We start from the raw sequence: 19,529 nt of genomic DNA, 5'->3' as shown, positions 1-19,529 counted from the left end.
TCCTTAATGGGAGCCTATATTATTATAGAACTTAACCTTACTTTCGATTGGATTGGAGGCCTCAGTGGCACAGGTAAGCACGGAGAAGATTCGCAACATTGGTTTGTTTGGTCACGGCCATTGTGGCAAGACAATGCTGGCGGAGGCAATGTTATTGAACATGGGCGTGATCCACAGAATGGGCAGCGTAGAGGCCGGAACGACAGTCTCAGACTATACAAAAGACGAGATCGAGCGTCAGATGTCCATGCAGGTAAGCCTTATGCAAGGCGAGTACGATGGACATTTCTTTAATATAGTGGATGCACCGGGGTTTGCCGATTTCCAGGGTGACATGGTTTCCGCACTAAGAGCAGTTGATATTGCTCTTCTGCCGGTGGACGGCACCCAAGGACATGATATAGGACACACGATTGCTTTCGAGGCTGGCGAAAGATTCGGGTTGCCACGGATGTTTTTTATCACAAAGCTTGACAAGGAACACACCAAGTGGGACGAGGTAGTCGAAAACCTGACAGAGGATTTCGGAAAAAAAGTTCAGCCAATTCATTTCCCGGTCAACCCGGGCCCCGATTTTGACACTATCGCCAGCGGCTTGACGCTAAAGGCGTTTCAATATGCAAAGGATTTCACCGGCAAGTGGAAGGAAGTGCCTCTTGAGGGTGAGAACTTGAAGAAGGCGCTGGAGCTGCGCGCAAAACTGATGGAAGTCGCCGCCGAATCTGACGATGATCTGATAGAGATTTACTTTGAAAAAGGAGAGCTGACAGAGGAACAGCTTGTACAGGGGTTGCGCAAGGGTTTTGCGGCAGGCAAGCTGATTCCCGTCCTGGCAGGTTCGGGGACTCAGAACATAGGAGTGAGTAGATTGCTTGACTTCCTTATCGTTGAGGGACCCGATCCCCACGAACGGACATCGATTACGGCAGAAACCGGCGACGGCAAGATCGTGGAGATCCATGAGGATGAGAAAGAACCGACTTGCGCACTTGTTTACAAGACCGTCACTGAGCCTCACGTTGGTGACCTTTGCTATGTCAGAGTGTTTGCCGGCAAAATTGAGCAGGGCGGAGAACTTCTCAACACGCATACTGGACAGATTGAGAAAATCGGCCAGTTGTTTCATGTGGACGGAAAGGCGCGCGAAGCAACGACGAAGCTTGTCGCGGGTGACCTCGGTGCGATGGTTAAGCTTAAGGCAACTCACACGGGCGACACGCTATCCGACAAATCCAAGGCATACAAACTCCCCCGCATTGAGTTCCCGCCTCCTGTTCTCGAAATGGCAGTGGTTCCCAAGACCAAGGGTGAAGAGGACAAGGTCGCCTCGGGGCTGCACCAACTGCATATTGAGGATCCGTCTTTTCAAGTTGAGCAGATTCCTGAGCTTGGCCAGTTGATTCTCCGGGGTCACGGGGACCTTCAGCTTTCGAGTATTCTATCTCGCCTGAAGGACCGTTTCCATGTGGATGCTGAACTTGTCGAACCGCGGGTTGCCTATCGTGAGACAATTCGCGGATCAGCAGAGGCGGAGGGGAAACACAAGAAACAGTCGGGCGGCCGAGGTCAGTATGGCGTCTGCAATTTGCGGTTGGAAGCGAAGCCTCGCGGCGAAGGTTATGAGTTTGTTGACGCGATTGTCGGAGGTGCAATACCGGGCAAATTCATTCCTGCCATTGACAAGGGCATTCAAGAGACGATGATTCGCGGAGTTATTGCCGGTTATCCGGTCGTGGATGTGAAGGTAACCGTCTTTGACGGCAAGTACCATGATGTGGACTCATCGGAACTCGCTTTCAAGATCGCGGGACGCAATGGATTCAAAGAGGCCTTCAGGAAGTGCAAACCGCTGCTGCTTGAGCCGATATATGACTTGATCGTTCGAGTTCCCGAGGAGTTCATGGGTGACGTGATGGGCGACTTGTCCGGCCGTCGAGGCAAGATTCAGGGCATGGAAGGCGAAGGACGTTACCAGGTTATCAAGGCGAAAGTTCCTCAAAAAGAGCTCTACAGATATTCGACGACACTTCGCTCCATGACACAGGGTCGCGGCATGCACAGCCAGGCATTCTCGCACTACGAGATTCTACCGCCCGAAATTCAGGAGAAGATCGTCGCAGAATATGTTGAAGAGCAGGAAGAGGATTAGCGAGCCGTGGAACGCCTGTGGGCTCCATGGCGGATGAGTTATATCTTGGAGACGGTCAAGCAAGAGCAGCCTGATGCCTGTGTGTTTTGCCGCATGATTGGAGAATCGGACGATTCCAGGAATCTGATTCTCAGGCGCGAAAAGCACGGTTTCGTGGTGATGAATCTGTATCCGTACAATAGCGGACACCTCATGGTGATTCCGAACCGGCATACCGGTGATTACGGATCGCTGACTGGTGACGAACATGTCGAGCTTGGGAGATTGTTGGAGATTTGCCGAAAAGCACTCGAGGAGTGTTTTACTCCCCATGGCTACAATATCGGCATGAATATTGGAAGGGCCGCTGGCGCCGGAATACTTGACCATCTGCACTATCATATCGTTCCGCGGTGGAACGGTGACTCGAACTTCATGTCCGCTGTTGGCGAAACAAAAGTGCTCTCGGAGAGTCTTTCCGAGAGCTATTCGCGTCTAAAGAGGTCAATGGATCGCTTCCCGTTATAAGACACTTCGGAGCGCGACAGCATGCGATGTGGTTACGGTGAAATTGACACTTTCGTCGGTGAGGTCTGGGACTTGGCAACTGAAGGAGTGGTATCCGCTATACATTGCGAGTTACATCCTGCAGGCCCGATTGCGACGGATTTGATTCGCCGGGCCGGACCTGAAGTAGAGCGCGAATTGCGATTGCTTGAACCCCCTGCCTTGGGACATTTTTGCGTGACCACCGCGGGAACCCTGCGATTCAAGACCATCATTCACCTTGCGGCGTCCACTCTATCGCGGCTTCCGACAGCAGAGTCGCTTCGGGAGTCACTTGGAAAAGGCCTTACATACGGATTTCATCAGAAGATGCGGTCCGTTTCCATTCCCGCTTTGTTTATCGAGCCTGGCGAAATTCCGACGACAATTGCTGCAAAAGCAATCGTCGAAACTTCGTTTATTCACCTGCAGCGTGCACGGCATCCGAACCGAATCGTACTCGTCGTCCCGACAGACTATGTTCACGGCGTTTTCAAATCGGAACTTGAACGAATGCTGCTTGGTGAAGATCCTACCAGAAATATCTAACCATAATTAATCTCGAACAGAAACTACAATGGCCTATCCTGTCCCAGGAACACGTGAGCCATTTCTTGCTACACGCCGCCAAGACGCTTGGTGGGTTGTGCCGCTGGCAATGGCAACAACATTTATCGTCTTTATAGCGTACGCAAGCTGGGCTGCCTTTCAGCCCGTTGAATACAGCAAGTTCGGCCCCTATATTTCGCCGTTTTTTTCACCTGACTTGACCAAATTCATACCGGGCTTCACATGGTCCCCCGCACTGCTGATTCTGTGGGTGCCTGCAGGCTTCAGATTGACTTGCTACTACGGCCGCAAGGCGTATTATCGTTCACTGACTATGTCCCCGACGGCCTGTGCAGTCGGAAAGGGTGATCGTGACTACAAAGGCGAGCGGGCGCTGCCGTGGATTCTGAACAATCTGCATCGGTACTTCCTCTACCTTGTAACAGTCCTGGTAGTGTTTCATTGGATTCATTTCTTTGATGCGTTCCGGTTTGAAGACGGGTGGGGAATGGGGCTAGGCAATGTCGTCATAGCCGCTGATACAATCTTTCTCAGTCTTTACGTGTTCAGTTGCCACTCACTTAGACACCTTGTGGGCGGCAAGATTGATTGCTATTCCTGCGCAGCGGCCGGAGTGACGAGACACAAGATTTGGAGCGGCGTTTCAAGTTTGAATAATCTGCACAATGTCTATTTCTGGTGCAGTCTGTTTACGGTCGGATTCGCCGACGTGTACGTGCGTATGTGTGCGATGGGAATCTGGTCGGATGTGAGGTTCTTCTAATGGCACAATATACTACCCACGAATTTGACGTTCTGGTCGTAGGCGCCGGTGGCGCCGGACTTCGCGCGGCGATTGAGTCAGCCGCACTCGGTGCCAAAACAGCGATTGTGATGAAGTCGCTCCTCGGGAAAGCCCATACCGTTATGGCAGAAGGAGGTGCGGCGGCCGCGATGAGGAATGCCGATGACCGTGATTCCTGGCAAGTTCACTTTCGTGATACCATGAAGGGCGGTAAGCAGCTGAACTACTACCGCATGGCGGAACTTCATGCCAAGGAGGCTCCGGACAGAATACAGGAGCTTGAAGACTGGGGGGCTGTGTTTGACCGAACGCCCGATGGATTGATCAATCAGCGCAATTTCGGCGGTCACACGTATCCACGCCTGGCGCATGTCGGGGATCGCACCGGACTGGAAATGATTCGCACTCTTCAGGACAAAATTGTCCATATGGAGAATGTAGAGATTCTCATGGAGACGACGGTCACCCACCTTTTCAAGAGCAATGGCCGCATTACCGGAGCTTTGGCGTATTCTCGAGTATCTGGAGAGTTTCACTTATTTCGAGCCAAAGCAATAGTGCTGGCAACGGGCGGCGGCGGCAAGTCTTTCGCGATAACGTCAAATTCCTGGGAATACAGCGGTGACGGGCAGGCTCTTGCATGGCGTGCCGGCGCGGAACTTCTGGATATGGAATTTGTTCAGTTCCACCCGACGGGAATGGTGTGGCCGCTTTCTGTACGCGGGACACTTGTAACAGAAGGTGTCCGGGGAGAAGGCGGAGTGCTTCTGAACAAGGATGGCCGTCGATTCATGTTTGACTACATTCCTGAAGCTTTTAAGAATGATGTGGCGTCAACAGAGCAAGAGGCAAACCAGTGGGTTGCAGAAGTTGCGGCAGGTAAACGCGCAACGGTGCGACGTCCACCGGAGCTTTTGACACGCGATGTGGTGGCAAGATCTATTCGGGCAGAGGTTCAGGCGGGACGCGGCAGTCCTCACGGCGGTGCCTTTCTCGACATTGCAACGCGCAGATCTGCCGATGATATTAAGCGTAAGCTGCCGTCAATGTATCATCAGTTTAAGCAGCTTGCCAACGTTGATATAACAAAGGAACCGATGGAAGTCGGACCGACGTGCCACTATATGATGGGCGGTATCAAAGTCGAGGCTGAGACTGCAATGACCACCTTGCCCGGTCTGTTCGCGGCAGGCGAAGTCGCAGCTGGATTGCACGGCGCCAACAGGTTGGGCGGAAACTCGTTATCTGACCTTGTGGTTTTTGGAAGACGAGCAGGGTGGGGTGCCGCGGAGTATGCCAAAAGGGAATCTACAGGGAAGCCGTCTGAGGAAGAAGTGGCACAAGCGATTGCCGAAAATCTTGCGTGTCTCGAACGGAAGGAGGGAGAGAATCCCTATTTGGTTCACAAGGACCTTCAGGACATGATGCAGGATCATGTTGGAATCGTGCGAACTGAAGAGGAGCTGAAGGCGGCACTTAGCGCACTTGACAAATTCGAAGAACGAGTGAACAAGTTGTCTGTAACAGGTGCACGAGCTTATAATCCCGGCTGGAACCTTGCCATGGACCTGCGCAGCATGGTTGTGGTGTCCAGGGCAATCGCCATGGCCGCGCTTGAGCGTCGTGAAAGCCGCGGCGGACATTCCCGCATTGATTATCCTGATTATGACAAGTCGTTTGCCAAGATAAATCACGTTATTGCAAATGCAAACGGTAAGATGGTGCTTCGGGCCGACCCATTGCCTGAGGTACCTGCCGAACTTAAGAAATTCGTGGAGGAAGCATAGGATGTCCCGCACTGTTAAGATGAGAGTTTATCGCGGCGAAAAGGATGCAGGTCAACTCCACGATTACAATGTCCACATTGACGACGGAATGGTCGTGCTCGATGTCATTCATCGTATTCAGGCGACACAAGCGCCGGATCTTGCCTGCCGCTGGAACTGCAAGGCGGGCAAATGCGGTTCATGCAGTGCAGAAGTGAACGGCAAGCCAAGCTTGATGTGCATGACACGAATGGACACGTTGAACACCGAAAAGCCGATAACAATAGAGCCTCTTAAGACTTTTCCGCACGTGCGCGATCTTGTGACCGATGTTTCTTGGAATTACACGGTGAACAAGAAAATTAAGCCGTTCAAACCCCGACCCAAAGACGCCGACGGCAAGCAGCGGATGTATCAGTATGAAGTTGATCGTGTACAGGAATTCAGGAAGTGCATTGAATGCTATCTCTGTCAGACGGTGTGCCACGTTCTGCGCAACCATGGTAAGCATGAAGAGTTCGCAGGTCCGCGATTCATGGCCCGGCTTGCGTCCCTTGAAATGCACCCGTTAGATGACGAAGACCGTATTCCTTTTACAAAGGAAATCGCCGGAGTCGGTTTTTGCAATATCACGAAATGTTGCACGGAAGTCTGTCCCGAGCATATTCACATTACAGACAATGCAATTATTCCATTGAAGGAGCGTGTTGCTGATCGCTACTATGACCCGATTCAGATGCTCTTTCGTGTTCTTGGCGGAAAATGAAGTCTCATACCGAGTATTTGTCTTTTCAGACCGCTAAGCGCGAAGAGTTTGTTCTAATCACCGGTCAGGTCGAAGCAGCGGTGAAGAAGTCCGGCGTTCGCGAAGGCATGGTGCTTGTCTCTGCAATGCACATAACTGCCGCCGTGTATGTGAACGATGCTGAGGATGGATTAATAGAAGATATCAAAGAGTGGCTGCGAAGTCTTGCGCCTGACAAGGACTATCGGCATCACCGGACAGGTGAAGACAATGGCAGCGCCCACTTGAAGAATTTGATACTGCATCATCAGGTGATTCTTCCGGTTACAAACGGACTGCTCGACCTTGGGCCGTGGCAGCAAGTATATTATGCAGAGTTTGATGGCCAGCGCCGGAAACGAGTTGTCATCAAAGTATTAGGCGAGTAGCGCTGATGTCGGCACTGCGGCGGGATTGGCCGCTTGTCATTGTCGGAAGCGGACCTGCGGGCATTTCAGTCGCGCTGGCGGCGAAGCGTCGTGGCATTGACGCGCTCATCGTCGAAAAGGGGAGTTTGTGCAACACCATTTTTGATTTCCCTGAACGAATGCAGTTCTTTTCAACTTCGGAACTCCTCGAATTCAGCGGAATTCCGCTGGTTTCACTTGGCAGCAAGCCGACCAAGCGCGAGGTACTTGACTATTTCACGCGACTTGTCTTGGTAAACAAATTGCCGTTCGTAACTCATACCCGAGTTGCAGACATGCGAAGTGACGGGGTGCAGAAGATTGTCGTAAGTTCGCGCGGTGAATTCCGAGCCCATGCGGTGGTACTTGCAACTGGATCCTACGATCATCCGAACATGCTTGGAATCGAAGGTGAGGAGCTGCCGCACGTGTCTCACTACTTTCATGCTGCTCACCCTTGCATTGGTCTGCAAACTGTTGTGGTCGGAGGCAAGAACTCGGCTGCCGAGGCCGCATTGGAGCTGTATCGAAGCGGAGCACGAGTTACGATTATACATCGCCGGGACGCAATGTCCTCGTCAATCAAGTACTGGATTAAGCCGGACTTGGAAAACCGTATTCGCGACGGGGGGATCAAGCTGCATCTTTCCACGGTCTTGCGCAGGATCGAACACAATAGCGTAACGGTGGAGAATGAAGGCGGAAGATTCCAAGTTCCGGCGGACGCGGTCTTTTTACTGACAGGTTACAATCCTGACTATGCGTGGCTGCGAGGGCAGGGAATCGAGTTTGAGGGTCAAGCCGAACTCCCTGTGCATAATCCGGCAACGCTCGAGTCCAACGTTGAGGGTATCTATTTGGCCGGCGTGCTGCTGGCAGGTCGGGAAACTTCGCGCGTGTTCATAGAGAACAGCAGATTTCATGGTGACATGATCATCAATGACTTTGCCAATAAATTCTTGAATGGCTGAGCGCTGGTTCAAAGTCTGCAAACAGACAGAGCTTAAAGACGGTTCGGCACGCAGCATAACGATACTTGGCAAGCCATACGCCGTGTTTTCGGTCTCCGGTGAGCTCTTCGGACTGGACGCAGCCTGCAGGCATATGCGCGCAAATCTCGCGTCCGGAAGTCTCCAAGGGACAGTTGTAACCTGCTTCATGCATCAATGGCAATACGACATCACAAACGGCAGGTGTTTGACCCAGGAGGGATATGACACGATTTCGCGCGATGTGAAGATAGAGGATGGATACATTTACATCTCAGTAGACTGGCCCGAGAGTATTTAGCAATGTAATAACAGGGTCCGGGAAAACCCTTTCCGATATGGAGAAAAGTATGAGACTGCGTTCAAACAAATTTGTCATGATTATCGGCCTGCTGCTTTACGCGGTTTCAGCGTACGCCGGCTATGAAATCTACTTCCAAAGCGGAACAATACAGCCCGACGATTCAGACTATCGCCTGCCTGAAAACATGTCGGGCCATGTTGTTGTCCAATTCCGTGAACCGCCGCGCGCATCGGATCGCGCTCTGCTCAGGGAAAGCGGCATTGAACTTCTTGCCTACCTGCCTGAATTGGCCTTTGCCGCAAAGGTTTCGCGCCATCTTACCGACCTGGAGCTTTCTTCTCTTAACATCCGCGCTCTGCTTCCATTTGCTCCTGAATACAAAATTCACCCGAGACTCACGGAGGGAGATTTCGGGCCTTGGAGCGAATTCGAAGGAGGCAAGCGCATGTTCAACGTGGACATTTTTTCAGATGTAGAGCTTTCTGCCGCCGCCAAATCCATTGAAGGTCAGGGCTTCTTGGTCGGTGACCACATCGACGCGACGCACTCACTCGTCGTGGCGGCCGATCCTTCAAAAGTGATTGACCTTGCACGACTTGACGAAGTTCTGTTTGTAAACGAAGTGTCGCCGCCGCTCGAGAACTTGAATGCGACTGTGCGCACACGCTTGCATGTCAATGAAGTTCAAGCAGCACCCTATAATCTGTCTGGCGACGGTGTGACAATTCTCGTCTACGACGGTGGCCTCGTCGATGGCACTCACCCCGATTTTTCCGGACGCGTAACAGCAATGGAGGATGGTGCCGTTGCCGACCATCCAACGCATGTGGCGGGCACCGTCGGCGGCGATGGAACAAACTCTGGCGGAAACCAGCGCGGGATGGCGCCGCAAGTCAATATTATCAGCGGCGAGTACGATGAATGCACGCCGTTCTGCTTTTACAATAGTCCGAATGACCTCAGCGGCGATTATGTTTTTGCCCGGGAGACATATGGTATCGAGCTGACGACCAACTCAATGGGCGCAAATGTCAGCCCCAATGCCTACCCGTGTGCATGGTTTGGCGACTATGAACTGACCTCGCGATTGTTGGACGGTATGGTGGCGCATACAGTTGACAGACCCTTGCCGATGTTTTGGGCGGCCGGCAACGAACGCGGCGATCCGGGATGCAACAATAGTTCATATCGGTGCATGTCCATACCGGCCTCTGCAAAGAACATCATTACGGTCGGAGCGACGACATCCGCCGATGCACTTGCATCCTTTTCATCGTTCGGGCCTACTGATGACGGACGTATCAAGCCTGAGGTCGTCGCGACCGGTGTGAACGTGTCCTCGTGTGCGCCCGGCGGTGGCTATCAATCCATGTCCGGAACGTCCATGTCGACACCAGCAACGGCGGGAGTCGCTTGCTTGATACTTGAACAATGGCACCTGCTCTACCCGGGCTCGCCCGATCCACTCCCCGAAGCGCTTAAGGCTCTCTTGATTAATTCAGCGAATGACTTGGGTAACCTTGGGCCGGATTTTCAGTCAGGGTTTGGACTCGTGAATGCCCTGCGTGCCATTGACCATCTTCGCGCAGGAGGCGTCCTGCAGGGGAATCTCACTTCTGATGAGACGTTCGAAAGAACATTTACGGTCCCTGCGAACAGTCCGACACTTGAAGTCAGTCTCGCATGGACGGATGTCCCGGCGGTCGGCAACGTCACGCCAACGCTGGTCAATGATCTTGACGTTCGCTTGTTCGACCCGAACGGTACCGAGTTTCAACCTTTTGTATTGAACCCTTCTTCACCCGGCACACCTGCTGCAACAGGCGATGACAGCGTAAACGTTTGCGAAAAAGTTCGTGTCGCGTCGCCAATAGCGGGAACCTGGACGGTACGTGTTTCGGGTGAGATCAACATGGGTGAATCGCAGACTTTTGCATTGGCGTCCAACATTCCACTGGTTGCATTGTGGTGTGAAATCTCCGGCCGGATCTTCCCGACGTCTGATCCGACTCAAGGGCTTCCCGGCGAAGTCAGTATTGATGCGGAAGGAATCCGCGCGCTGACAGATGACGAAGGCAATTATGCAATACACGTTCCTCGCAATGACTCTTATCAGCTGCATGCACGTACCTTCGGCTTCATTCCGCAGACTCTGACGGTAAACGCAAACTCCGCGGAAGTCACGCAGAACTTTGCCGTGCTTGCCGCACCGGGAAATGGATTGATAAACGGAGTTGTGGAAACACCAAACGGCGATCCTGTCGAAGCGGCGACGATTTCCTATTACTTCCCGAATGCTGATATCTCAACTGACATATCTAATGAGCAGGGAACTTTCACTCGTACTTTACCCGGCAGCAATGACTACGTCCTTACAGCGACGCTTGGCGGTCTTACTGCCAGCCAGACACTTTCGGTTGACGCGGGCGGCGTGCACGATGTGACGATAGTGCTGAATGATACCCGGCGCTCTCCGGTCGGACCTGATGCAAACGGATACTACTGTTACGAATCCGCAGATACGGGCTACGCTCCCGAGTTTGAATACACTTCAATAGCACCTGAGGCTGGTGGCCCGGGAACCCTTATTGGCCCCGGAACCGGTAACGATTGGACTCAGACAGTTGCCCTTCCCTTCAACGCCAGATTCTATGGCACACTGACCGGTGGTTTAACGGTTTCTGCCGACGGCTGGATCGGCTTCGGTACGGTCACACCCGGCACATCACCCTACCGCAACGGATTCATTCCCAGCACAGCCACGCCCAATAACTGCGTGTATGTGTTCTGGGACGATCTCTATCCCTACAATCCGACACAGGGCGGTCAAATAGCCTATTACCATGACACGGTGAATGACCGCTTCATCGTCGAGTATTACGAAGTACCTCATTTTGCTCCGGACACCTTCAAAGTCACGGCTCAATTCGTGCTCTATTCTTTGAATGCAAGACAGACGACGACGGGTGACAGCGAGTTTGAAATTCACTACAACCGCTTTGACTATGACGGTCCAGATACCGACATGGATGCCACTCTTGGCATCGAGAATTCGACCGGCACGGAAGGTTTAATGGTGTATTTCGAGGGAGGTTCAGACCCGAATCAGTATCCGATCGCCGCGCCATATTCACTGCGATATACGACTGGGCCAATTCTTGGTACCGGAACAGTGACCGGACAGATAACGGCCATACCGGCGACCGACTTGTCGTCAGCCACTCTGCGAATCGGCGCAACTGCGTTTTCACCTGAATCTGACGGATCATTCTCGATTGCAGGCATATCAGCCGGGCAGTTCCGCCTTGAGTTCGAGTTTGCTGGCTACGAGAATCTGGAGTCCGAGCAATTCACAATTCCGGTAGGCGGCACGGTAAATGTGGACCTGACGGCCTACCGCCTCGATCCCCCGGTAAATCTTGCAGGGGAGTTTGATTCGGAAGCAGGAGTGATTCGTCTGAATTGGACACCGCCGTCATGGGAAGCGGGACTGCGCGACCATGGCGCAGGAAGTCTGGATGCACTTTCAAGTTACACGGTACTCATCGGAGGCCGTCAACCTGTCACAGGAATTGCAGACACATTCTTGGTTTATGCTCCTCCCGGTCAGGGAATTTATCGAATGTGGGTGATTGCCAATTATGACGGAGGAGTATCGGACAGTTCGAACATGGTGCAGTTCATCGTTTCTCCGGCGGAGGACCTGCCGATACCGGCGGAGCTGTATTTGGCGCAAAACTATCCGAATCCGTTCAATCCCACGACTAGTATAGAGTTTGGTTTGCCCGGTGAGTCCTTCGTTTCTCTCAACGTGTTCGACGTCACGGGAAGAGAGGTGCGTTCACTCGTGAATGCCAGGATGACTGCGGGACACCATCGGGTTGAGTTTGATGCCACCGGTATGGGAAGCGGAGTCTACTTCTATCGCTTGACTACCGGTCAAACTGAACTCATTCGCAAAATGATGTTGCTACGTTAATCGCGATGCAAGTTTGCGCTGGCAGAGGGGCCTCTGGCCCCTCTGCTTATGTGCAAGGCATCGTGCAATTACAATTTGGAGACCTGTTTGCTAAATGAGAATCACTTCGATATCAAGCTACCGATTTACACCGAATCTGCCTGAATCACTGTCCAGATTGACGGAACTTGCGTACAATTTCTACTGGTCATGGCGGCCTGAAATGGTCGAATTGTTTCACCGGCTCGACCCTGAGATGTGGGAGCAATGTCATCATAATCCCGTAAGATTGCTGATGGACGTGCCCCAGTGGAAATTGACGCGTGCAGCCAGTAGTTCCGAATTCAAAGAGCACTATAATCATTGCCTGCACCTCTTGGATTCCTATTTGAACGGCGAATCGTGGTATCAGCAGGTGCACAACACTCAGCAGAATGGCCGGATAGTCTTCTTTTCCATGGAGTATGGTCTTGCCGAATGCCTGACCCTGTATAGCGGCGGTCTGGGAGTATTGAGTGGCGACTACTTGAAAGCTGCGTCAGACTTAGGTCTGCCGGTTGTCGGCGTTGGTCTCGCTTATCGTCAAGGCTATTTTCAGCAGCGATTGGATGCACATGGCCGCCAAAGCGAACTCTACCCGCAGAATGACTTTGACATCATGCCGATGCAACCGTTACTCGATGAGCACGGTCACCGTCTTACCATTCAGATTCCCTTTCAGAATCGACAGCTCACCGTCGGCGCATGGCTCGTGACGGTTGGTCGAGTGCCCCTTTATGTGCTGGATACCGACCTGCCTGAGAACACACCCGCCGACAGGTCGATTACACATACACTTTATGGCGGCGACCGGGAAACTCGAATCCAGCAGGAGATTGTCCTCGGATTTGGCGGTATCGAATTGCTTCGCAAGCTGGGCATCAAAATGTCCGTTTGCCACATGAATGAAGGGCATTCTGCATTTGTTCAAATTGCACGCATCCTGCATGCGGCCGCCGATCAGGGACTGTCGTGGTACGAAGCCCTGCAGCTTGTGTCGGCCGGAACTCTATTCACGACGCACACTCCAGTGCCTGCGGGAATAGATGAATTCTCAACCGAGCTCATGGATAAGTACTTTGGACAGATCTATGACCGCTATGGAATTAGTCGAGATGAAGTGCTCGGACTGGGAAGCGTCCGGCCCGGCGCACCCGGTCAACCATTCAACATGGCGATATGTGCGTTGAGGACTTCGGACTATACGAATGGCGTGAGCCGGCTGCATGCCGATGTTTCAAGGAGAATGTGGCAGGAGAGCTGGCCGAGTCTTACTCATGAAGAAGTGCCGATTGACTTCGTCACCAATGGCGTTCATCACGCGACATGGGTGTCACCCGAAATGTCTAAGCTGTATCATCGTCATTTCGACTATGATTGGTACAACGGCCCCGACGACAAACGGCTGTGGTCTCAAGTTGACAAGATTCCCGACAACGAAATCTGGGAGACCCACAATCTTGGAAAACTCCGTCTGATAGACTTTGCTCGCGGGAGATTTGCCCAGTATCGTCAGCGAGTGAGCGGCTTCATTCCGCTTGCAGACGAACTTGAAGAGATTCTCGCACCGGACGTCTTGACAATCGGCTTTGCCCGTCGCTTTGCCACCTACAAACGGGCAACACTTTTGCTTTCACATCCCGATCGATTACTGGCTCTGTTGCGCAATGATGAGCATCCGGTGCAGTTCATCTTCGCTGGAAAGGCTCACCCGCAGGACGTCATGGGCAAGGACCTGATTGCAGAGCTTATCCGGTTCGCGCGCGACAACAAGGTTGAGCACCGGATGTTGTTTCTCGAAAACTACGACATGCATGTGGCCGAGCACTTGGTCCAGGGTGTCGACGTGTGGTTAAACAACCCGCGCCGCCCTCTTGAAGCCAGTGGTACCAGTGGGATGAAAGTCTTGATAAACGGTGGACTGAATTTCTCGATTCTGGACGGATGGTGGGATGAGGCATACCTGCCGGACAATGGCTGGGCAATAGGGGGGGCGTTGCAGTTCGGGAACGACTCACAGCAGGACGAAAGCGATGCGCGCATGCTGTTTGATGTGCTTGAGCACCAGATCGTTCCACTCTATTATCGACGCGACGAAAATGGAATTCCATCGGCTTGGATGCAAAAAGTCAAGTCTTCCATAGCAGGACTTGTTCCGCGTTTTGCCGCCCGTCGCATGGTCAAAGAGTACTGGGAGGATTTCTATTCACGGGCGCTTGAACGTTGTGCAATGATGGAATTGGACAATGCCGCCGGTGCCCGCGAACTCGCCAGATGGAAGAGGCACGTCGAAAGTCATTGGCACGAGGTTAGAGTGCTAAACGTCGAAACCGAGCCAGCTTTCAACTTGCATCCCGGAAGTTCAGTGAAAGTCAGAGCGGAGGTCGCACTGGGTGGGCTGCTTCCTGACGATGTCGAAGTTCAGATTTGTTATGGTGAGGACCAGGGCAAAGGCGAACTATCTCTGTCCGGCTACTCCCGACTGGAGCACTCTTCTGATGGAACTACTCACGTGTACACTGGAAGTTGGACGGCACCGGAAAACGGAGTCTATGGGTTTACAGTGAGAATTGTCCCGAGCCATCCGTTTTTGGGTAATCCGCTACGCATGGGAATCGTACGATGGGCTTCAACTGGGCACCACTGACGTTTTCAAATGATTGACCAAGGGGTGCCCTAGCGGCACCCCTATTCACTCTTCGTCACCTGTCTCAATTGCGAGCATTTGGGCCTTAGGCTGAAAACCGCAAGAGGCATAGAGCCTTCGGGCGATTGAATTATCCTCCGCAACCATCAACCAAAGCTCCGAACAGCGAAGCTCTTTTGACCGATTGGAGGCGAATTGCATCAACTTTTTGCCAACTCCGGCTCTTCTGCACTCTTCACGGACGGTCACATCCCAAATCCATAATTCGTTGTTTCCATTGAACCTATTGGTTGTCTGGTAGAGCCACAAGTGGCCGGCATAATCGAATTCTTTCATAGAGGCAACCCAAATCTCACTTTCTGGCCTGAATGCGAACTCTTTAACAAAGCTCTGAAATCGCTTGTTCAGTTCTGAAAATGAAAGACTTGGCCGACCATGTAGGGAACCACATGTCCTGCTTCCAAGTTGAAGAAACGTATCGAGGTCCGCTGATTGCATCGGACGAAGGTGGATTGTACCTAAATCAACAATTCTGTCTTTCATATTGAAAATTTTAGGCTTAGGATTATCAACAAGGTTTAAACCCTTGTTTTGTTTCAACTGAAATAGGAGCAATTTCATCCGATTTTCTTTGATCGGATGCTGAAAGTTATCTGGAATTTTTGTAGATTGCGAGAAATCCGCAGAGGAAAAACCACAGGAGATGAATGTGAAGAAGATTGGACTTATTCTCGGCTCGATGGCCGTGGTGGCCCTGGTAATGGCCGGTGGCTACAGCTACGCTTGTGACAGCGCCTGTTCGTCAAAGAAGGCCAGCAAGGCGTCAAACAAATCCGCAACTGAACAGGCAGCATGCAATGCAAGCCTGACCTCGACCGGCGATAAGGCCGCATGTGCGACCAGCTGTGATGCCTCCAAGGCTTCTGTTCAGAAGGCCTCTGGCACATGCGACGTTTCCAAGTGCTCCTCGACCAGCAATGCCGCGATGACCAGTGGCAGCTGTGATGCGACCAAGAGCGCTGTCCTCACGTCAGGAAGCGGCTGCAGCTCATCCTGCAGTTCATCGAAGAATGCATCCATGGCGAGCGGTTCTTCCTGCAGCACCACGAATGCTGTGAAGGCTTCCGGCACTTGCGATGTTTCCAAGTGCTCCTCAACCAGCAATGCCGCAATGACCAGTGGCAGCTGTGATGCAACCAAGGGCGCCGTCCTTACGTCCGGCAGCGGTTGCAGCTCAAGCTGCAGCTCGTCGAAGAATGCTTCGATGACATCTGCCGGCTCTTGCGATGCGACCAAGGGTGCCTCCATGGCTTCTTCAGGGTCGTCCTGCTGCATGAGCAAAGGTGCGACGAATGCCTCGATGACTTGCGCTTCGTCCGCCGCCAAGAATGCCTGCGGTGACAAGGGCTACTTCAATGCCAACGTTTACAAGGTTGAGAATGGCATGATGTACGCTGTTGCGGATGGCAAGAAGTTTGTCGTGAATGACAAGACCCCGTACAAGCAGGTTGGTAATGCACGCTACTACTTCGCGGACGATGCGTGTGCCGTAAAATGCTCGGACAAGATGGCGTCGATGGCGAAGAACATTACGCATGAAGCCGCCGTGCTCGCGACGAATGAAAAGAACGTCAAAGTTGAGAACGGCAAGAAGATCGCGACCTGCGAAATGTCCGGACACTCGTTTGAAGTGACCAACGCCACGCCTGCGGTCGTCATGGACGGCCAGAAGACTTACTTCTGCGGCGAAGGCTGTGCGAATAATTTCATGGGTATCTAAGAAATACCGGTACTGTTTATGGAGGCCGCACCCAAAAGGGTGCGGCCTCTTGATTTTATTAGCACTTAACTTCAAATATTTGTTAATAAAAGCGTTGGTCGCTTGATAACATGGCAATCTCGGGCACTCTATGCTGCGTTTTGGCTTGACAGGCAGGCAGCCGTTCCGTATATTTCGGGTTCGCACACAATAATGCGGGCCTGTGGCGCAGCTGGGAGCGCGCTTGAATGGCATTCAAGAGGTCAGGGGTTCGATCCCCCTCAGGTCCACAAAACGCTCCCGATCTTGTAGTCGGGCTGTTCTTTCTTGCGGGAGTAACTCAGTGGTAGAGTTCCACGTTGCCAACGTGGCTGTCGCGGGTTCGAATCCCGTCTCCCGCTCAAGATATGTTTGAAGGCTGCGCCTTTGTTGCAGTGTTGCTGCGCCAGCGCAAATACCGCTTAGCAAGCGGCCTTAAGAGACGCACGGCGCCGTAGCCAAGTGGTAAGGCGGAGGTCTGCAAAACCTCTATTCAGCGGTTCGAATCCGCTCGGCGCCTCAAAGCCGCAAACCCACCGGTTTAGGCCATCAGCGGCACGCCGGGATGGTGAAATGGTAGACACAGGGGACTTAAAATCCCCAGGGAACAAAATTCCCGTGCCGGTTCGAGTCCGGCTCCCGGCACAACCCCATCTTACCCTTCCGATGAAGATGGTCTGCCCTGCGGTCGTACTACCGGCTTGTGCCGGTTGCTTTGTTTTTGCGGGCGATTAGCTCAGTTGGTTAGAGCGCTTGCGTGACATGCAAGAGGTCACTAGTTCGAATCTAGTATCGCCCACAGCGACACGCGCTGTCGCATGATTGAAATCATCCGGATATTCTCAAATCGGGATGGTTCTTAACATCGAAGTTACCGTTCGTAGAGGTGCTCACCGTGTCTGATCTAATTCTCGTTCTCGAAGACGGCAAATCCGTCAACGCACAGCCCGGTCAAAAGCCGATTGACTTTCTCCCGTCAGGAGTGGAAGTTGGTGCACAGGGTGTGCTGACCTCGGTGCTGGACGAAGATATCTGGGATTTGCATCGCCCCCTCGCTCGCGGAGGCAAGCTAAGATTCGTCAAGTTCGAGCATCCTGAAGGCCGGTTTGTTTACTGGCATTCGGCTGCCCACTTGATGGCACATGCGATTAAAGAGCTGTGGCCTGAGTCACAACTTGCAATAGGTCCGCCGATTGCCGACGGGTTTTATTACGATATTGATTCACCGCATGTCTTCACGCAGGAGGATTTTCCTGTCATCGAGGAGAAGATGCGGGAAATTGCCAAACGCAACTTGCCTCTCGTTCGAAAGGACTTGAACGAACAGGATGCGCTTGCTCTGTTCAAGCAGATGGGTGAGAATTACAAAATCGAACTCATCAATGACTTGCACGAAGACCTTACTGTTTACGAACAGGGGAATTTCGTTGATCTTTGCCGCGGGCCGCACGTTGATCGCACCAGCCGTATCAAGCATTTCAAGATTCTATCGGTTGCCGGAGCCTATTGGCGTGGTGACGAAAAGAACAAGATGCTGCAGCGGCTGTATGCAACGGCGTATCCCACCAAGGAGCAGCTTGAAGAACACCTTCATCGAATTGAGGAGGCTGCAAAGCGGGATCACCGGAAGCTTGGAAGGCAGCTTGATCTTTTCAGCTTTCATCAGGAATCCCCCGGTGCGGTGTTCTTTCATCCGCGCGGCCAGATTGTCTGGGACGAGATAACTCGTTACTGGAGAGCGAAACACTTTGCTGCAGGATATCGGGAGGTTCGCACACCCTTCGTCATGAACGAAGAGTTGTGGCACAAGTCAGGTCACTATGAGCATTACCGTGAGAATATGTACTTCACGGAGGTGGATGAACAGTCCTATGCTCTAAAACCCATGAACTGTCCGGGTCACTGCCTTGTCTATGGAACTCATCAAGTTTCATACCGTGATCTGCCGCTGAAGCTCTGCGAGTTGGGTACCGTTCATCGCTACGAAAAGAGCGGTGTGCTTCACGGTCTGTTCCGCGTCAGGGTGTTCACACAGGACGACGCACACATCTATGTGACACCCGAACAGATCGAGGACGAAGTTGCAAAGGTAGTGCGATTCATCTTTGAAATGTACCGGGATTTCGGTTTTGATGACTTTCGAGTGGAGCTTTCCACGAGACCGGAGTCTCGCGTTGGTTCCGATGAAGTCTGGGATCAAGCTGAGACTGCTCTCGCAAACGCGCTGAAGCTGTTAGGCATTGAGTACAAGTTGAATCCCGGCGACGGTGCTTTCTACGGCCCGAAGATTGACTTCCATATCAAGGATGCAATTGGAAGGACCTGGCAGTGCGGAACGGTGCAGTGCGACTTCTCCATGCCGGCTCGATTCGAGCTCGAATATGTCGGCGCGGACGGGATGCGGCACACTCCGGTGATGATTCACCGTGCCTTGCTCGGTTCGATGGAACGGTTCATCGGAATTCTGATTGAACACTACGCCGGCGATCTTCCGCTTTGGCTTTCGCCCGAGCAAATCCGAGTGCTTCCGGTATCCGATAAAACCATTGAATACGCGAAGAGAGTGACCGACGACCTGCTTTCGCGCGGAATTCGCGCCACGCTCGATGACCGGAACGAGAAACTCGGTTTTAAGATTCGGGACGGCGAATTGCACAAGATACCCTATATGGCGGTCATTGGTCCGAAAGAGGCGGAGGCAGAGCAAGTTTCGCTGCGACGCCGCAAGGAAGGAGACCTTGGCAGCCTTTCCATCAATGAAACAGCAGATCGACTGCTGAACGAGATCAAGAATCGCACTACGCACTAA

General features: G+C 52.6%; 16 protein-coding genes and 5 tRNA genes. 18 read left to right on the top strand and 3 right to left on the bottom strand.

Translation table 11 applies throughout. The features are described 5' to 3' along the window. Positions 1 to 64: 64 nt before the first annotated feature. The 11 genes from HUU59_06695 to glgP all read left to right on the top strand — a co-directional run bounded on the left by HUU59_06695 (position 65) and on the right by glgP (position 14,922). A complete protein-coding gene (locus HUU59_06695; GenBank protein NUO19118.1) occupies positions 65 to 2,149 on the top strand; it encodes an elongation factor G in 2,085 nt (694 codons plus the stop codon). A gap of 6 nt (positions 2,150 to 2,155) precedes the next feature. Beyond that, the gene (locus tag HUU59_06690; GenBank protein ID NUO19117.1) at positions 2,156 to 2,656 is read left to right on the top strand and encodes an HIT domain-containing protein; all 501 of its coding nucleotides are present in this window, start codon (positions 2,156 to 2,158) and stop codon (positions 2,654 to 2,656) included. Positions 2,657 to 2,677: 21 nt separating this feature from the next. Continuing rightward, positions 2,678 to 3,223, top strand: a complete 546-nt coding sequence (locus HUU59_06685) for a macro domain-containing protein (protein NUO19116.1) — start codon at positions 2,678 to 2,680, stop codon at positions 3,221 to 3,223. 28 nt (positions 3,224 to 3,251) lie between these two features. Beyond that, positions 3,252 to 4,007 (top strand): succinate dehydrogenase, encoded by a 756-nt coding sequence (locus HUU59_06680; GenBank protein ID NUO19115.1) that lies wholly within the window; start codon positions 3,252 to 3,254, stop codon positions 4,005 to 4,007. After that, positions 4,007 to 5,815: a fumarate reductase/succinate dehydrogenase flavoprotein subunit gene (locus HUU59_06675; protein ID NUO19114.1), complete on the top strand. Its 1,809-nt coding sequence runs from the start codon at positions 4,007 to 4,009 to the stop codon at positions 5,813 to 5,815. Before HUU59_06680 ends, HUU59_06675 begins: the two co-directional genes overlap by 1 nt. A gap of 1 nt (position 5,816) precedes the next feature. Next, entirely contained in the window at positions 5,817 to 6,560 is a 744-nt protein-coding gene (locus tag HUU59_06670) for a succinate dehydrogenase/fumarate reductase iron-sulfur subunit (GenBank protein NUO19113.1), read from the top strand. Then, positions 6,557 to 6,967: a YjbQ family protein gene (locus tag HUU59_06665; GenBank protein NUO19112.1), complete on the top strand. Its 411-nt coding sequence runs from the start codon at positions 6,557 to 6,559 to the stop codon at positions 6,965 to 6,967. The genes HUU59_06670 and HUU59_06665 overlap by 4 nt, the downstream gene beginning before the upstream one ends. 5 nt (positions 6,968 to 6,972) lie before the next feature. Then, the gene (ypdA, locus tag HUU59_06660) at positions 6,973 to 7,956 is read left to right on the top strand and encodes a YpdA family putative bacillithiol disulfide reductase (protein NUO19111.1); all 984 of its coding nucleotides are present in this window, start codon (positions 6,973 to 6,975) and stop codon (positions 7,954 to 7,956) included. After that, the gene (locus HUU59_06655; protein ID NUO19110.1) at positions 7,949 to 8,275 is read left to right on the top strand and encodes a Rieske 2Fe-2S domain-containing protein; all 327 of its coding nucleotides are present in this window, start codon (positions 7,949 to 7,951) and stop codon (positions 8,273 to 8,275) included. Before ypdA ends, HUU59_06655 begins: the two co-directional genes overlap by 8 nt. A 49-nt stretch (positions 8,276 to 8,324) precedes the next feature. After that, positions 8,325 to 12,257 carry a S8 family serine peptidase gene (locus HUU59_06650; GenBank protein ID NUO19109.1) on the top strand — a complete coding sequence of 1,311 codons (3,933 nt, stop codon included), beginning with the start codon at positions 8,325 to 8,327 and terminating at the stop codon, positions 12,255 to 12,257. Positions 12,258 to 12,351: 94 nt separating this feature from the next. Beyond that, complete coding sequence (gene glgP / locus HUU59_06645; GenBank protein NUO19108.1) at positions 12,352 to 14,922, top strand: alpha-glucan family phosphorylase; 2,571 nt, start codon at positions 12,352 to 12,354, stop codon at positions 14,920 to 14,922. Between the two features lie 45 nt (positions 14,923 to 14,967). Here glgP and HUU59_06640 read toward each other — a convergent pair whose 3' ends face one another. From HUU59_06640 to HUU59_06630, 3 genes are all read right to left on the bottom strand, one after another. Then, positions 14,968 to 15,465 carry a GNAT family N-acetyltransferase gene (locus HUU59_06640; protein NUO19107.1) on the bottom strand — a complete coding sequence of 166 codons (498 nt, stop codon included), beginning with the start codon at positions 15,463 to 15,465 and terminating at the stop codon, positions 14,968 to 14,970. A 234-nt stretch (positions 15,466 to 15,699) separates the two neighbouring features. Next, the gene (locus HUU59_06635) at positions 15,700 to 15,840 is read right to left on the bottom strand and encodes a hypothetical protein (GenBank protein NUO19106.1); all 141 of its coding nucleotides are present in this window, start codon (positions 15,838 to 15,840) and stop codon (positions 15,700 to 15,702) included. A gap of 9 nt (positions 15,841 to 15,849) precedes the next feature. Then, on the bottom strand, positions 15,850 to 16,308 hold the full coding sequence (locus HUU59_06630) for a hypothetical protein (GenBank protein ID NUO19105.1): 459 nt from the start codon (positions 16,306 to 16,308) through the stop codon (positions 15,850 to 15,852). Here HUU59_06630 and HUU59_06625 point away from each other — a divergent pair. The 7 genes from HUU59_06625 to thrS all read left to right on the top strand — a co-directional run bounded on the left by HUU59_06625 (position 16,283) and on the right by thrS (position 19,529). Beyond that, entirely contained in the window at positions 16,283 to 16,702 is a 420-nt protein-coding gene (locus HUU59_06625) for a hypothetical protein (GenBank protein NUO19104.1), read from the top strand. The two genes, HUU59_06630 and HUU59_06625, sit on opposite strands and share 26 nt — an antisense overlap. Before the next feature lie 196 nt (positions 16,703 to 16,898). Next, positions 16,899 to 16,971: transfer RNA gene (locus HUU59_06620), tRNA-Ala, on the top strand. A gap of 39 nt (positions 16,972 to 17,010) precedes the next feature. Then, positions 17,011 to 17,082 (top strand) — tRNA-Gly (locus tag HUU59_06615). Between the two features lie 86 nt (positions 17,083 to 17,168). Beyond that, positions 17,169 to 17,240 (top strand) — tRNA-Cys (locus tag HUU59_06610). A gap of 39 nt (positions 17,241 to 17,279) precedes the next feature. Beyond that, positions 17,280 to 17,365 (top strand) — tRNA-Leu (locus HUU59_06605). Between the two features lie 80 nt (positions 17,366 to 17,445). Next, positions 17,446 to 17,519, top strand: a tRNA-Val gene (locus HUU59_06600). Positions 17,520 to 17,615: 96 nt separating this feature from the next. Further along, on the top strand, positions 17,616 to 19,529 hold the full coding sequence (gene thrS, locus HUU59_06595; GenBank protein ID NUO19103.1) for a threonine--tRNA ligase: 1,914 nt from the start codon (positions 17,616 to 17,618) through the stop codon (positions 19,527 to 19,529).

Source organism: bacterium, assembly GCA_013360195.1.
Classification (GTDB): domain Bacteria; phylum Electryoneota; class RPQS01; order RPQS01; family RPQS01; genus JABWCQ01.
Note: the sequence above shows the minus strand (reverse complement) of the source record. Positions and strands in the feature narration are given on the sequence as shown.

Excerpts from the sequence above, each read along its gene's own strand:
- HUU59_06685 (NUO19116.1), top strand. The coding sequence starts at position 2,678 with ATGCGATGTGGTTACGGTGAAATTGACACTTTCGTCGGTGAGGTCTGG.
- HUU59_06680 (NUO19115.1), top strand. The coding sequence starts at position 3,252 with ATGGCCTATCCTGTCCCAGGAACACGTGAGCCATTTCTTGCTACACGC.
- HUU59_06675 (NUO19114.1), top strand. The coding sequence starts at position 4,007 with ATGGCACAATATACTACCCACGAATTTGACGTTCTGGTCGTAGGCGCC.
- HUU59_06670 (NUO19113.1), top strand. The coding sequence starts at position 5,817 with ATGTCCCGCACTGTTAAGATGAGAGTTTATCGCGGCGAAAAGGATGCA.
- HUU59_06665 (NUO19112.1), top strand. The coding sequence starts at position 6,557 with ATGAAGTCTCATACCGAGTATTTGTCTTTTCAGACCGCTAAGCGCGAA.
- ypdA (NUO19111.1), top strand. The coding sequence starts at position 6,973 with ATGTCGGCACTGCGGCGGGATTGGCCGCTTGTCATTGTCGGAAGCGGA.
- HUU59_06655 (NUO19110.1), top strand. The coding sequence starts at position 7,949 with ATGGCTGAGCGCTGGTTCAAAGTCTGCAAACAGACAGAGCTTAAAGAC.
- HUU59_06650 (NUO19109.1), top strand. The coding sequence starts at position 8,325 with ATGAGACTGCGTTCAAACAAATTTGTCATGATTATCGGCCTGCTGCTT.
- glgP (NUO19108.1), top strand. The coding sequence starts at position 12,352 with ATGAGAATCACTTCGATATCAAGCTACCGATTTACACCGAATCTGCCT.
- HUU59_06640 (NUO19107.1), bottom strand. The coding sequence starts at position 15,465 with ATGAAAGACAGAATTGTTGATTTAGGTACAATCCACCTTCGTCCGATG.
- HUU59_06625 (NUO19104.1), top strand. The coding sequence starts at position 16,283 with ATGACTTGCGCTTCGTCCGCCGCCAAGAATGCCTGCGGTGACAAGGGC.